Consider the following 14,401-nt stretch of genomic DNA (forward strand, 5'->3'; position numbering starts at 1 on the left):
AGGCAACTTGAGTCGTATGAACCTCCGGACGCTGATCCTGATGCTCCTCGCCGTGCAGGCGACGTCAGCCAGCGTGCGCGCTCAGGCCCCGTTCGTTCCGAAGACGGGGCTGGTGACCGAAAACCAGAACACGGACCTCCTCAAGGCGGTCAAGTTCGACCAGCACCTCGGAGCGCAGCTCTCGCTCGACACCGAGTTCCGCGATGAGTCGGGGAAAACGGTCAAACTGAGGGACTATTTCGGCAAGCGGCCGATCGTGTTCGCGCTCGTCTATCACGAGTGTCCGATGCTCTGCAACGTGGTCCTCAATAACATGGTGACGAGCCTGCGAGCGCTCGAGTTCATGCCCGGGAACGAATACGACGTCCTCACGATCAGCATCGCTCCCAACGAAACTCCGGCCCTCGCTTCGGCCAAGAAACGCGGCTATGTCACCAAGTTCCAGAAAGTCGAGACTCTGCCGCACTGGCACTTTCTGACAGGCGACGAACCGAATATCAGGAAGATCGCCGACGAGGTGGGCTTTCACTACGAGTGGGATGCGAAATCGGGCGAGTACGCTCATGCGAGCGGAATCATGATCCTCACGCCGGACGGCCGGATCTCCCGCTACTTCTATGGAGTGGAATACCCGACGCGCGACCTCCGTTTCGGAATCATGGAAGCCTCGCAGGAAAAGATCGGCTCGCCGATCGCCCAGGTGCTTCTGTTGTGCTTTCACTACGACCCGACCACAGGCAAATACAGCCTGGCGGTGATGCGGATCCTGCAGGCCGCCGGTCTGGTCACAGTCATCGGAATAGGAATGTCCATCGTGACGATGTTGCGGCGGGAACGCCGTCAAAGGCTGGGAGGAGGGCTGCATGGGCTCAGCTGACTTCCAGTTTCATCCTGAAACGGCCTCGACCTACGCCGCCCGAGTCGACGGCGTGTACTGGTTCCTGGTGGCGATGACGGCGTTCTTCAGCATCGCCATCGCAGCGGCCATCGTGTACCTCGGCGTCCGTTACCGGAAGAACGCCCAGGTCAACCGCACGCCCTACTCGCCGCCCATGTGGCTCGAACTGTCGTGGCTGATCGCCCCCGCGCCGATTCTGCTGTTCATCTTCTTCTGGAGCGCCCAGGTGTTCCTCGAGATGCAGCGGCCCCCCGCGGACGCCATGCAGATCAACGTCGTCGCGCGGCAGTGGATGTGGAAATTCCAGCATCCTTCCGGCCGTCGTGAGATCGACCAGTTGCACGTGCCCGTCGGCAGGCCTGTCCGCCTCAAGATGATCAGCGAAGACGTGATCCACAGCTTCTACGTGCCGGCCTTCCGGACCAAGCAGGACGTCCTGCCCGGAAGGTTCACCACGGCCTGGTTCGAAGCCACCAAGCCCGGGACTTACCATCTGTTCTGCGCCGAATACTGCGGAACACAGCATTCCAAGATGGTCGGAAGCGTCGTCGTGATGTCGCCGACGGAATACGAAGAATGGCTTGCCGGCCGCGGAAGCGATGTCTCGCCCGAAGTCGCCGGAGCGGCGCTCTTCGAACAGCATCGGTGCGGTTCCTGCCACGGCCCGGCGACGGCCCAGATGCGTGGACCAACCCTCGAAGGAATCTTCGGAAAGATGATTCCGCTCGTCGACGGATCGTCCGTCCCGGCGGATGACACTTATCTCCGCGAGTCCATCGTTCGCCCCGGCTCGAAGATTGTCGCCGGCTACCAGAACCTGATGCCCACATTTGAAGGCCAGCTCAGCGAAGAGGAGCTGAACGACCTGCTGGCTTACATCAAGACGCTGAGCGGTCCCGTTGCGGCGGCTGCTGCGAAGGAGGACCAGCCATGAGTGCAGTTCTTGATCCTCCGATCCACGGGCACGACAACGGACCCGAACAGCATCCCGAGCACACCCATGTCGTCAACTATCTCAACGTTGACTACAGCCTGAAATCCTGGCTCCTGACTGTCGATCACAAGCGGATCGGCATCATGTACCTGATTTCGATCACGCTCTTCTTCCTCATCGGCGGCGCCGCGGCGGTGCTGTTCCGCGTCGAACTGATGACGCCGGACGGGGAGATGTTCCAGTCGGAAACCTACAACAAGCTCTTCACGATGCATGGCGTCGTGATGATCTTCTTCTTCCTGATTCCGTCGATACCGGCGGTGATGGGGAACTTCTTCGTGCCGCTGATGATCGGTGCGCGCGATATGGCGTTCCCCAAGCTCAACCTCGCCAGCTGGTATCTGTTCATGATCGGCGGTGTCACCGCGGTCTGGACGATGATGATCGGCGGCGTCGACACCGGCTGGACGTTCTACACCCCCTACAGCAGCACCTACGCGAACACCTATGTGATGGCGACGGCCGTCGCCGTCTTCATCACCGGGTTCTCGTCGATCCTCACCGGCCTCAACATTATCGTCACGGTCCACAAGCTCAGGGCCCCCGGCCTGAACTGGTTCCGGCTCCCGCTGTTCGTGTGGTCGCACTACGCAGCCAGCCTGATCATGGTTCTGGGAACGCCCGTTCTTGCCGTGACCATCCTGCTCGTCGGCATCGAACGCGGACTCGGCATCGGCATCTTCGATCCCAAACTCGGCGGCGACCCCGTCCTGTTCCAGCACCTGTTCTGGTTCTATTCGCATCCGGCCGTGTACATCATGATCCTGCCGGCCTTCGGTGTGATCAGCGAACTCATCGCCGCCTTCAGCGGGAACCGCGTCTTCGGATACCGCTTCGTCGCCTTCGCCAGCCTGGCCATCGCGATGCTCGGGTTCCTCGTCTGGGGACACCACATGTTCGTGAGCGGACAGTCGGCCTATGCCGGCATGGTGTTCTCGATCCTCAGCTTCATGATCGCAATCCCCTCGGCGATCAAGGTCTTTAACTGGACGGCGACGCTCTACAAGGGGCGGCTCCTGTTCCACACTCCGCTCCTGTACGCCCTCGGATTCATGGGGCTGTTCACCATCGGTGGCTTGACCGGCCTGTTCCTTTCGGCCCTGGCTGTGGATGTGCACGTGCACGACACGTACTTCGTCGTCGCGCACTTCCACTACATCATGGTCGGCGGGGCGGTCATGGCGTACCTCGGCGGCATCCACTACTGGTGGCCGAAAATGACCGGCCGCATGTACCCGGAGAACTGGGCCCGTTTCTCGGCCGTGCTGGTGTTCGTCGGCTTCAACCTGACGTTCTTCCCGCAATTCGTGCTCGGGTATCTCGGAATGCCACGGCGGTATCACATCTACCCCGAAGAGTTCCAGATGCTCAACGTGATGTCGTCCGCGGGAGCGTCGATCCTCGGCATCGCCTACATGTTCCCGCTGACCTACCTCACGTGGTCGCTGTGGTACGGAAAGAAGGCCTCCGACAATCCCTGGAATGCGACCGGCCTCGAATGGCAGGCTTCCAGCCCCCCCTCACCTCATAACTTTGCACGCACCCCCGTGGTGACGGAAGACGCGTATGCTTACCCAGACAGCGCCATTCGCGGCGATGCCCACTGACCATTCGCAGTCTACGACTGCACCGGTGGTCGACAGTGCGCTCGAAGCAGTGCCGGTCGCCAGCCATTTCGATTCGGCGAAGCAGCAGCACGATTCCGTGATGCTGGGAATGTGGTTATTCCTGGTCACGGAAATCATGTTCTTCGGCGGCGCCTTCGCGGCGTACACCATCTACCGCATCTACTATGGCGAGGCGTTTCACCTCGCGAGCCGCACGCTCGACGCCATGGTCGGCACGGTCAACACTCTCGTCCTGCTCACCAGCAGCCTGACGATGGTCCTGGCTGTCGACGCCTCCGAAAAAGGGAAACGCGGTCTGACGATCGGCTACATCGTGGCCACTCTCGTCCTCGGCGGAATCTTCCTCGGGGTCAAGGCCGGCGAGTACCAGCACAAGTTCCACGAGCATCATGCCCCGATGCTCGGGCTCCCGTTCCACTGGGAGCCGGGGCCCGCCACCGAAGGCGGAGCGAAGCTGTTCTTCGGTCTGTATTTCGGAATGACGGGGCTGCACGCGCTGCACATGGTCATCGGCATGGCGATCCTCGGCATCTTCATCGTGCGTTGCGCCATCGCGAAAGACGTTCGAGCGCGAAGCCAGGGCCTGGAAGTGATGGGCCTGTACTGGCACTTCGTCGACATCGTCTGGATTTTCCTGTTTCCGTTGCTGTACCTCATCGATCGCACATGAGCGCCACGTCCCGTATCGGCCTGTATCTGAAGATTTACGTCGCGCTGATCGTTCTCCTGCTGGCGACAGTGGGAGCGGCGTATGTGAAGCTCGGGCACTTTGCGATTGTTGTGGCCCTCGCAATCGCGACCGTCAAAGCCTACCTGGTGCTGATGCACTTCATGCACCTCGACCACAGCGCCCTGCTGGTCCGGCTGGTCGTCATCGGGTCATTTATCTGGCTCGGCATTCTGATCATCGGCGTGCTGATGGATTACGTCAGCATGCCGGTCAGCCGATTCGGACAGGAACTGAAGTTCTGACGCCCATGGGGGCGGTGCAGGAGGTGGATCGACGTCGGTTCACTCGCGCGAGCGGGGCAGCGACGACCTCCGCATCGGAAAAGGGGACCTCAACAGCCTGAGGCCTTACCCCCCTTTTCGCCGGAATGGATAGAACCAGACGCCATAGGGCAGGAAGCGGACCGGCAGCGGTGTGGCCAGCCGGTGAGGCTTCTCAAGTCGCCAGCCCAGCTTTCCGGCGATGATCTGCGGCGTCAGGCAGGCAGCCTCTGCGTCCGATGGTCGGCACGACTCGCACCCGACGATGTCGATCGTTCCCACCAGCAGGCCGCGGGGCAGGGCGATCGTTTCGATGCCGTGCCGTGCTGCCGCCGCCTCGGCCGCCGGCGTCTCCGCCAGTTTCTTGGACGAGTACAGGTAAATCGGCCCGCGGACATTCGTCGGCAGCGAGCGGACTTCGATCGTCTTGATGCCTCTCAGGATGAGTTCCGCCCAGGGCTGCCGAACGCCGAGCGCGATCAGTTCCTTGTCTGGATGCTCCACTCCGGACGCCCCTGTTCGTCTGCCTTGAGGACGCGGCGCGGCCGCGTTGCGGTCGCCAGAATCTAGCGGCCTGGATTCGTCGCGGCACGCTCAGAGACGATCTCAGGTTTCGCAAATTCGGTCGACATGATCGCGGGCAGCCGCCAGACATGGTCGCCCGTGCGGTTTGTGAAATACAGCCGCGACTCCGACGGCTGTCGCCCATGCCCATCGGCCCAGATCGCGTAGAAATCGGGGTGCGCGAGGAGCGGCCTCCGAGCATACGTGTGATTCATCGGGCTGTGCTCGGTCAGCTGTTTCACTTTCGTCCAGGTCTTTCCCTGGTCACCGCTGGTCCACATCACCATCTCGCCACCCGGGTTGTAGGGCTGAGGGCCCAGTTCAGTCGGGCCGATGATCCGCCACGTTCCGTCCGGCTCGATGTACAACGAACCGTGGTCGTAGTTGTTGCCGGAGGTCGTGACGACGTTGTCGATCCATTCGCTCCCGGTCCAGCGGATCGTCCGCCATTCCCTCGGGCCTTTTTCCGGCCCCGGTTCGAACCCGTTGCTCGTGAGGAACAGGATGACCGGCCGTCCCTCCGAATCGAAGTTGAGGTCCTTAAGGTAGACGAGCTTGCCTGCGGCGCTCGCGTCATAGATCAGCGCCGGGTTCGGAGTCTCGGTGATCGGCAAGGGTACTCCGTCGCCGCGAATGGTCGTCCACGACTTTCCCAGGTCAGGCGTCTCGAGATAGTAGATGTTCGTGCGGGCGTTGAGGCCGCCCTTCTGAGGATGATGATCGAACGCCGTGGCGATGCGGTTCTTGTGCCGCCAGCTGATCTGGTAATCGCCCTGCTCGATCCCCGCAATCATTCCGGGTTCGCTCCAGGTCCGGCCATCTCGGCTGCTCATGGCGAACAGCCCCCTCGTTGCAGAGATGCCCATTGCTTTTCCTCCGTCATACCGCGTGTGGAGGAACAGGAATCCCTGGCCTGGCACGTGCCAAGGCTGGGTGTAGGAAAAGTTCGTCTTTTGAATCAGCTCGAAGGCCTCGATCGACCAAGGCTTCACGCTGCGGTGAATGTACGACGGCCTCGACGTTCCATGAGACGCAGAAAAGATCCACAGATATCCCTCGTCGTCGATGGACAGGGTCGGGTTATCGTGGGCGTCGTCCGTGTTTTTGTTCAGGAGCACGCGCGGACGCGGCACCATCCCGGTGCGGTGATTGAAGTACGACACCATGTGCAGAAGGCCCTGCTCATCGTCGGCCCGCCGGGCGATCGTCCCCCCATAGACGAAGAAGGTCTTTTCGACCTCGGGGGCATAGATCGCAATCGGAAGCTGCTGCTGGGGATAAGTCGCCATTCCGCCGCTGTACTTGTAGCGATACTCATCCCGTGTCGCCTGGTTGAAATACCAGATGCCGCGGTAGCCACTGTCAGCCGGAAGCTCCCCGGCGATCGTGGTGCCTGCAAGGCCGCAGAGTCCCAGCAAACAGGTCAAAGCCCAGCGTGCCGCCATCATCGTTCCTCCGGATGTTTCGCCGATCCGGGCGTGATTCGGCAGATGGACGTTGCCCGGTTACTGAGCCGAATCACTCGCCGACAGTCGTGACGGAGCGCCGAGCGATGGAGTCGTCAGACGCAGCATCGGTGCGGGCAGGGTGGGGTGTCGACGGCTGGCGAAGGCATGGACGATGTCTGAGATGTCCGTTCCAATCGTTTCACGGACAATCATCAGCGTCGTCAGTCCGTTCGTGTCGGTCTTCAGGAAGTCGACAAGCTCCGGTGAGTCGATCCCGAAGGTTCCTGAGCATTGTCCCTGCGGAATGGTGAACGTCCCAAGATAAACGGTCCGGGCCGCGTCCATATGATTGCCGTCCGGGAAGTTGCCCGGGGCGTCGTTCCATGTCAGCGTCTCGTCGCCCCAGTCGTCTTTGGCTTCATCCGTCAGGCCGTATACGGAGAACCTGGCGTCCGGGCAGTGCGCGGCGAATCCCATTCCGCTTCGGTCGGCGTGCAGTTCCAGCCTGGCCGTGTCGATCTCCTGGCCGTCCAGGAGGCCAAGATCGAACCTCAGGTACACCTTCCGGTGCCAGTCGTAATAAGTCTCATTTCCGAAACCGCGGTTGTTCCGCTTGAGGAGCAGCAGCGTGTCGGATCGCCGGTCGGCCGGCGGCACGATCGGCTGGATATAGGCGTCCATGCCGCGACCGATCGCCGTCGAAATCTGGATCGTGTCCTGCATCGGCGGCTGTGGCGCGGTCGACCCCTGCAGTCGGAATGGGGCGTTCTCGTCGTGAATCACCTCCATCTCCTGATTCGTCAGCCGCAGTCCCGTGCCCGTGGTGGCCGAGACGAGCTTGCCTGTGCCCCGATGTTTCGCGTCGACCTTCCCCTTGAAAACCATCAGGTCAGAGACACCCCCCACCCGAACATGGACGCCGAACTCGGTTCCACGGTCGACGAGCGTGGCCGTTGGCGTGCGGACCACGAACCCCTCGCCGCCGCGACGGACTTCCGCCCGCAGTTTCCCCTGGTGCAGCCGGAACTCGTTGGCGTCGACGAGTTCGAAGACGGCAGGCGCTTCAAGAATGACCTTCACCCCCTTGTCGAAATCAATCGTCGCCATCCCGTCCGAGAGCTCCATGCGCCCCGCTCCGAGCCGCTTTCCCTCACCGATGGGCAGCGTCGATTCGTTCCAGCGGGCGCTCTGCAGGCGTTGCAGCGTGGCAAACTCGGCCGGGGATGCGGGCGGTTGCTGCGACCACGCGACGAAGACTGCGCATGAGACCAGCGTCGCAATTCCGAACCATGCGAGCGCCTGGCGCCGGATGGTGGGCCAGCGTGTCGCGGGAGCCGGGCACAGTGCTGGGATGGGGAAGTGCTGCGGATGAAATGCCCCCCACGCCAGGGCCGCGTGCTGCTGCGAATACTCCATGTAGAAACGAGTGCACTCCGGCGACGACTGGGCCAGTTGTTCCAGCCGGTCGACTTGCGACTGATCCGCGCGGCCGTCGAACACGGCGTCGCACAGCTCACGAAGTTCGGCAAACTCGTCAGACATGGGGAGTCTCTGCCGCCAGGGTCCGCGTGACGCATTCATGCAGCGACTGTCGGATTCGGCTCAGCATTCGGTACACGGCCTCCGTGCTCCGATTCAATTGTTCAGCAATCTGCTCGACAGCCTCGCCCGAGGCGTATCGAGCTCGAATCAATTCCTGGTGATGTGACGGCAGCTTCACCACGCAGCCTGCCAGGGCCGCCGTTCGTCGATCCAGGTCGTCACCGTAGACATTCATTTCTCTCGCGACGGCTGTCAGAAACTGCTCACTGAAAACAACCCGGCTACGAGTCTTTCGTTTCCGATGGGCAAGCGTCTGGTTCAGCGCCACTTGTGCCCCCCAGGCGGAGAAGTTCGTTCCCGGAACGAACTTCTCGAACTCCCTCCAGAGGACCAGGCTGGTCTCCTGAAACACATCCTCAACGTCTCTGCTGTCCGGAAGCAGGCTCGCAATAAACTGATACAGCTTCCGCTGATGCAGGGAAAAGAGGCGGACGAATTCGTCCATTCGCCCTGTCGGACCGCCTGCTCCAGCCGGAGCATTGCCAAACTCGTCGTGATTCGACGCCGCGTCGTGCATAAACAAGAGCCGGAGAGACGCCAATTGGACGGGAAATGCGAATGTTCGTCGAATTTTGGAAAATTCTCGAAATTCGTGTCCATGCAGCCGTACTAATGCTCTTCACACTACACGCCCGTCCCGCCATTGTCTGCTCTGCAGGCCAAAGTCGGTGCGGGTGGGCATGGTCGCGATCATGCCTTGAAGGTGCTTAAGGCTGTAGATGCGTTTTGCTGTAGATGCGTTTTATTGAGGTCGGCCCTGGGTAGGGTCGGCGGAATCGGGGGATTCTGGCAGTTGCCAGGCGGTTGTTCGCCTGGTGGCCCTCTGTGGACCAGTGGATTGCGCGTTTGTTGCGTCTCCGCAAAGGTTTAGGACGCTGCGGCTGCGTTTTTCGACTGTCCCAGTAATGTTCACTGGTCTGCGGCCTGTTCTGGGCGCGTGGCGGTGAATGGGCGTTGGCACAATCTCCCGGGGCCGCAGGCCACTCCGGTCTGATTTGATTGTTGCATTTCTTCTCGTGTCTTTCGGTTCGCTCTCCAGTTGGAAGATGCTCCATGGTCAGTCTGTCGCTGCAGGGATTGCGCTCTCGTCGGGCGTTTACCCTGATTGAGCTTCTCGTCGTGATTGCAATTATCGCGATCCTGATCGCGTTGCTTTTGCCCGCCGTTCAACAGGCCCGCGAGGCTGCACGACGGACTCAGTGCAAAAACAACATGAAGCAGTTGGGGCTCGCCTTCCACAACTACCACGACGCTCACCAGCGGTTCCCAATGTCCTATGTGGCCGGCGGGCTGGCCCCGACCGCGTCGCAGGATGTTGATTTCAACTGGGCCTATCCGACGATGTTGCTGCCGTACATCGACCAGGCTCCCCTGTACAACCAGATTTCGCCGGGCGTTGCGCCGCGAGTCCCGCGCAACTCGGCAAACATGACCAACATCAACGACTACACCACGGCTCAGGCGGGCACGCCCGAGTCATTGCTGACGACGATGATCCCGGTCTTCCACTGCCCGACCGCGCCCGGGGCGCGAGTAAACAAGTATCAGAGCAATCTGGGCACCATGATGTATGGCGCAAACAACCAGATCATGTTGTCATCCTCCCCTCCGCCCGCCACGCCAATCGGAGACGTCGCCGACGGAACATCGAACACGATTCTGATGGGTGAAAAGGCACTCATGGATCGCCCGTTCGCCGCAAACGGGGGGACGTGGGCCGCTGCTCGCGGATGCACCCAGGCACGGCTCGGGATCGTCGCGGCCCAGTGTCCAATGAATACGCCCTTTGACGGAACGCACGTCACCGCCACCAACTGCTACACCGAACCGGGAGCTTCAACGCTGGTCAGCCGGGCATCGGCAGCCAGTGCTCACGTTGGCGGTTGCCACTTCGTGATGTGCGACGGCGCCGTCCGGTTCATCAGCGAGAACATTCAGGCAAACCCGGTCACCGGGGGAAGTGGAGCCTCCGGCAACTTCACGTACCAGAACCTCTACAACCTCAACGATAAGAACCCGCTTGGCGAGTTCTGATCAATGGACGTCGGACTTTGGGTAGACCGGTCTTTGTCGAGGGAGATTTGGATTGAACTGTCATTGGAGAATGGTCACGGGATCGCTGCTGCTGTTGCTCATAACGGGGTGCGGCGGCAGCGAACGGCCCGCCCTGGTGGAAGTGACGGGGACAGTGACGCTGGACGGTAGGCCGCTTGAAGGCGCTCAGGTCGTACTGAAGCCGATCAAGGTTGATGATCCAAAGTTCCAGCGTCCGGCGAGAGCGACGACTGACGCGCAGGGGAAATTCACCCCGAACGCCTATGGCGATGCGAAGGGATTGCCCCCCGGCACATACGGAGTGGGCGTTTCCAAGCGGGAGGTCGTGGGAAAACTCCCGGACAACTTCAATACGGAGAACCCCGCGCTGACTCCAGCAAACTTCCGGCTGCTCGTTCCCAAGCCATACGAGTCTCCGGATACGTCGAACCTGGAGATCGAAATTGCTCCGGGGGGAATTACTCCCGATCCCATCGCCCTCGAAACCGGTGGTGCGAAGCCTCAGGTCGAGTCGACCGGCAAGAAACGCAGTGCCAACGAGCCTTGAGACGCGGGCAGTTCACCGTCGGATTGAATCGATTGAATTCTGTTCCATTCTGTGCATGCATATAGAGAGATCTTGAAATGCGTTCGATGCGCCGAGTCGGCTTTACGCTGATTGAGCTTCTGGTGGTGATCGCAATTATCGCGATCCTGATCGCGCTCCTGCTTCCGGCTGTTCAACAGGCCCGCGAAGCAGCGCGCCGCACGGAGTGCAAGAACATTCTCAAGCAGTGGGGACTCGCACTTCACAATTACCATGACACCGTAAATTGCTTGCCGTACGGCGGGATGGCCCTCGCGAATTCAGCCGCCAACCCGGCAAACTGCCTCAGCTTCCACGTCCTGCTTCTGCCATACGTTGACCAGGCGCCGCTCTACAATACGTTCAACTTCTCCCAACACTACAACTCGGCCACCAACTATCCGAGGAAGGCAGACTCGTTTCCACTTCTGCACTGTGCGAGTTCCCGTCTTTCGGACCGTAAAGGTGGACAGGAGACGTCCCCCTTCACTCAGGTTCCCTGGACCGCACACTACGTCGGAATGATGGGCGCGAAAGGGCCCAAGCCGAATGTCACGCCAGTCGTGAACTTCACGTTCACAGGGAACTCTGCAACCGATCACGGTGGCTTCACCAACAACGGCATGATGCCGCCCAATCTGGCGCTCAATTTCCGCGTCGCCACCGATGGACTCTCCAACACGTTCCTGCTGGGAGAACAGTCCGCGAGTGTCACGCCGGGCTGGTCAGCCAGCTATCGCGCCTGGACTCAGGGGGCAAGCGGCGCGGCGAGCGGTGGATCTGCATCTTATCCCGCCAAGAACGTAACCCGCGGCATCCAGTCTGGTTCGGGCTATAGCTCAAACAATGCGTCCCGCCTGTTCAACGACGTCGCCTTCTGCAGCCAGCATACCGGCGGTTGCCACTTCCTGATGGGCGACGGTTCGGTTCGCTTCGTCTCCTCGAACATCGACTTCGCCACCTACATCGCGGGCGTCACCCGTGCTGAGGGTGAGGCGCTGTCTGTCAATCAGTAAGAGTCAGTCTGCCAGTTTCCATCACCCGTCGCCCGGTCCTCCGTGTGGCGGGTGTTCTTTGGGATCCAGCATCCGTTTTGCAGGCGAGGAGGCGATTTTGGCGCTGCGACAGCTCAGTATGTTTTTGGCCGCCGTGGTCCTGGTCGGGTGCGGTTCTGGTGAGCCGGAGTTCCATCAGCTCCGTGGCAATGCCACCTTCGACGGCAAACCGATTGTCTACGGGACGATCGAGTTCATTCCTGACAAGGGCCTGCAGGGCCCCGCCGGGAACGCGGACATCGTCGATGGCGTCTATGACACGTCGGCCGCCGGCGGAAAGGGGCTCTCCAAGGGGCCGCATATCGCCCGCATCACGTTCTTCGCCGAGAAACTTCCTCCGACCAACGACGACGAAACCGTCACGGTCAAAGGCCCCCTCCCGATCGCGATCGGTTTTCCGATCGAGGTCACCGTCGATGGGCCTACACTCGACCTTGCCGTGCCGGCCAACGCAAAAGGATTCGATATGTTCAAAGGAGCCTCGCACGGCCGGCGGTCCAACGAGACCTGAGTGCAGGGCATCGACGGCGTCCTCCGCCGCGAGGAACCAAAGGCCGCTTCACGCGGCCTTTTTTCGTGATGTCCGGTTCGCGGGCGGCGCCTTCATGTTGTCCTGATAACCCTTGCCATCCCGCGCCTTCAACTCGGCCGGTCGGGCCGACGCAAAGCGGCTGAGGACCTTCTGCAGGCGCTCCCGGGCCGCGGTCGTCTCCGCGGTGTTCTCGGTGATGTCGTGTTCCTGCTGCGGATCCCGTCCGTAATCGACGAGACGGCCATCCGCGTAGAGCTTCAGGGTTTTCTCCGCAGCGAATTCCCGGCTGGCCGTCGGATGCCAGGAGTAGATCCATTCGCGCGGCTGGCCCAGCTGGCCCTGGAGCATGGCCAGCAGGCTGTGGCCATCGAGCCTGGAAGGTTCAGCCGGTTTCACCCCTGCCGCGTCAAGCAGGGTCGGCAGCACGTCCGTGGTATCAACCAGGTCGTTGTTCACCCGGCCCGCAGGGATCACTCCCGGCCAACTGGCAATGAACGGCACATGCATCCCGGCGCGGGTGCTGAGCCCTTTTCCGCCGGCGTAGTCCCGGCCACGCCAGCGCGTCGTCAGTCCCTTGCCCGTGCCGTTGTCGCCGATGAACAGCACAAGCGTCTTTTCCAGGAGGCCATGCTGTCCCAGCCGGCGTTCCAGTTCGCCGACATGGGCGTCCATGTGTTTGACCATGCTGGCAAAAAACTTCTTGTTCTGGCCGGCGTTTTCATTCACGGCCTTGGGGTCGTATTCGGGATCGGATGGCGTGGGGATGAAGGGGCCGTGCGTCAGGATCATCGGGTAGTACAGGAAGAACGGCCGCTCGCGGTTCGCGTCGATGAACTTCAGCGCCTCGGCCTGGACGACGTCCGGTCCGAATTCGCCGTTCGTAAAGTCGCGCTCGACGCCGTTGAATTCCAGCCCCGGGTTCGGAAACCGCGACGGCCGCCGCGTCTGCTGCCACAGGCACGAGACGTCGAAACCGAAGTGCTGAGGAGAGTCCACTTCCTGCCCCAGCTGCCATTTGCCGAAGATGCCCGTGGCATAACCCGCCGGCTTGAGGAGTTGCGCGAACGTCGTTTCCTTGCGGTTGAGCTCCCCGAACGACGTGTAATTCCAGACGTTGTACCGGCCCGTCATCAGCTGGAGCCGCGTCGGTGTGCATAGTGGTTGAGCATAGGCCCGATCGAACCGCATCCCACCGGCGGCCAGCTTGTCGAGATGCGGCGTCGAGTACGATTCGCCTCCGTCCGTTCCGAGGCATTCGTAGCCGAGGTCGTCGGCGAGGATGACGATGAAATTCGGTTTCGCCGGCGGGGCGGAAAAGGCCGTTGCATCGGCCAGCGACACACACAGCAGCGCAATGACTATCGAGCGAATCATCGAGCGACGCTCCGAACACGGATCGAGCAGAGGACTTCGACGAATCCAGGGTGGACCCATCGGCGGACGGACAGCATATCGACGCCAGCGCAGGCGGGTAAATCAGACCGTCGAACCACCGGCCGCCGCAATCCCTCGCCGTTCCCGCATCTCGCTTTCGTCCATCAGCATCTTGAGTGTCATTCGGGATTCGAACACCAGAATGGTCGATCCGCTGACCAGGCCCCCCACGCCGAACAGTCCTGAAACAAGGGCCACGGCCATGCAGGCCATTCGAAGTGTCTCGAGGTGGGCCATGAAGAAGGCCGCCCCGATCAGTGAGATCAGCGCGGCCGCCGCGAACGAACCGACCGCCAGGTAGAAGCAGGTCAGCGCCCGCACCAGCATGTGCGTCCGCCGTTCGGCCGTCTTCAGGAGCTTCAGGTACAGGTTGAGGTCATCATCGGGATTAGCCCGCTTGTTCTCCACGAGAGCAGCGAGGGCCCGCGTCCGATCGATGGACCGGGCGAAGCGATTCGACGTCCCCATCGTCATGACGGACGACGAATTCGTGAGAATCGCCGGAGCCGCGATAAACGTGAGCAGGGCGAACGGGTTGTCACTCCAGTCGGGCATGTCCAGCGATCCTGAAAGATGCTTCATTCGAGGCGTCTGTCACGCAACGTTAAACAGCAGTCGGTCGAATGGGAACACTCC

The 14,401-nt window shown here is 61.3% G+C and carries 15 protein-coding genes; 9 read left to right on the top strand and 6 right to left on the bottom strand.

What is annotated here, in order from left to right:
* The first annotated feature begins 16 nt into the window (after positions 1-16).
* Genes Pan44_RS15630 through Pan44_RS15650 form a run of 5 tightly spaced genes read left to right on the top strand, consistent with a single transcriptional unit; the run spans position 17 to position 4,492 of the window.
* Positions 17-877, top strand: coding sequence for an SCO family protein (locus Pan44_RS15630; RefSeq protein ID WP_145030948.1), 861 nt, complete (start codon positions 17-19; stop codon positions 875-877).
* Complete coding sequence (coxB, locus tag Pan44_RS15635; RefSeq protein WP_145030949.1) at positions 864-1,832, top strand: cytochrome c oxidase subunit II; 969 nt, start codon at positions 864-866, stop codon at positions 1,830-1,832. The genes Pan44_RS15630 and coxB overlap by 14 nt, the downstream gene beginning before the upstream one ends.
* Positions 1,829-3,499: a cytochrome c oxidase subunit I gene (gene ctaD, locus Pan44_RS15640; protein ID WP_145030950.1), complete on the top strand. Its 1,671-nt coding sequence runs from the start codon at positions 1,829-1,831 to the stop codon at positions 3,497-3,499. Before coxB ends, ctaD begins: the two co-directional genes overlap by 4 nt.
* Positions 3,489-4,190 (top strand): cytochrome c oxidase subunit 3 family protein, encoded by a 702-nt coding sequence (locus tag Pan44_RS15645; protein ID WP_145030951.1) that lies wholly within the window; start codon positions 3,489-3,491, stop codon positions 4,188-4,190. The genes ctaD and Pan44_RS15645 overlap by 11 nt, the downstream gene beginning before the upstream one ends.
* Entirely contained in the window at positions 4,187-4,492 is a 306-nt protein-coding gene (locus Pan44_RS15650; RefSeq protein ID WP_145030952.1) for a cytochrome C oxidase subunit IV family protein, read from the top strand. The genes Pan44_RS15645 and Pan44_RS15650 overlap by 4 nt, the downstream gene beginning before the upstream one ends.
* A gap of 105 nt (positions 4,493-4,597) precedes the next feature.
* Here the strand turns inward: Pan44_RS15650 and Pan44_RS15655 are convergent, their stop codons facing one another.
* From Pan44_RS15655 to Pan44_RS15670, 4 genes are all read right to left on the bottom strand, one after another.
* Complete coding sequence (locus tag Pan44_RS15655) at positions 4,598-5,014, bottom strand: ASCH domain-containing protein (protein WP_145030953.1); 417 nt, start codon at positions 5,012-5,014, stop codon at positions 4,598-4,600.
* A 62-nt stretch (positions 5,015-5,076) separates the two neighbouring features.
* Complete coding sequence (locus tag Pan44_RS15660) at positions 5,077-6,522, bottom strand: BNR-4 repeat-containing protein (RefSeq protein ID WP_145030954.1); 1,446 nt, start codon at positions 6,520-6,522, stop codon at positions 5,077-5,079.
* Positions 6,523-6,579: 57 nt separating this feature from the next.
* Entirely contained in the window at positions 6,580-8,064 is a 1,485-nt protein-coding gene (locus Pan44_RS15665) for a DNRLRE domain-containing protein (protein WP_197453362.1), read from the bottom strand.
* Entirely contained in the window at positions 8,057-8,569 is a 513-nt protein-coding gene (locus tag Pan44_RS15670; protein WP_197453363.1) for a sigma-70 family RNA polymerase sigma factor, read from the bottom strand. Before Pan44_RS15670 ends, Pan44_RS15665 begins: the two co-directional genes overlap by 8 nt.
* Before the next feature lie 608 nt (positions 8,570-9,177).
* Here Pan44_RS15670 and Pan44_RS15675 point away from each other — a divergent pair.
* From Pan44_RS15675 to Pan44_RS15690, 4 genes are all read left to right on the top strand, one after another.
* On the top strand, positions 9,178-10,158 hold the full coding sequence (locus tag Pan44_RS15675) for a DUF1559 domain-containing protein (protein ID WP_145035060.1): 981 nt from the start codon (positions 9,178-9,180) through the stop codon (positions 10,156-10,158).
* Between the two features lie 52 nt (positions 10,159-10,210).
* Entirely contained in the window at positions 10,211-10,726 is a 516-nt protein-coding gene (locus Pan44_RS15680; protein ID WP_145030957.1) for a carboxypeptidase-like regulatory domain-containing protein, read from the top strand.
* Positions 10,727-10,803: 77 nt separating this feature from the next.
* On the top strand, positions 10,804-11,760 hold the full coding sequence (locus Pan44_RS15685; protein ID WP_145035061.1) for a DUF1559 domain-containing protein: 957 nt from the start codon (positions 10,804-10,806) through the stop codon (positions 11,758-11,760).
* Positions 11,761-11,878: 118 nt separating this feature from the next.
* Positions 11,879-12,310 (top strand): hypothetical protein, encoded by a 432-nt coding sequence (locus Pan44_RS15690; protein ID WP_145030958.1) that lies wholly within the window; start codon positions 11,879-11,881, stop codon positions 12,308-12,310.
* 48 nt (positions 12,311-12,358) lie between these two features.
* Here Pan44_RS15690 and Pan44_RS15695 read toward each other — a convergent pair whose 3' ends face one another.
* Positions 12,359-13,705 (bottom strand): sulfatase-like hydrolase/transferase, encoded by a 1,347-nt coding sequence (locus Pan44_RS15695; RefSeq protein WP_197453364.1) that lies wholly within the window; start codon positions 13,703-13,705, stop codon positions 12,359-12,361.
* 102 nt (positions 13,706-13,807) lie between these two features.
* Positions 13,808-14,320, bottom strand: coding sequence for a DUF2721 domain-containing protein (locus Pan44_RS15700; RefSeq protein ID WP_197453365.1), 513 nt, complete (start codon positions 14,318-14,320; stop codon positions 13,808-13,810).
* Positions 14,321-14,401: the final 81 nt, after the last annotated feature.

The organism is Caulifigura coniformis, assembly GCF_007745175.1.
GTDB lineage: Bacteria > Planctomycetota > Planctomycetia > Planctomycetales > Planctomycetaceae > Caulifigura > Caulifigura coniformis.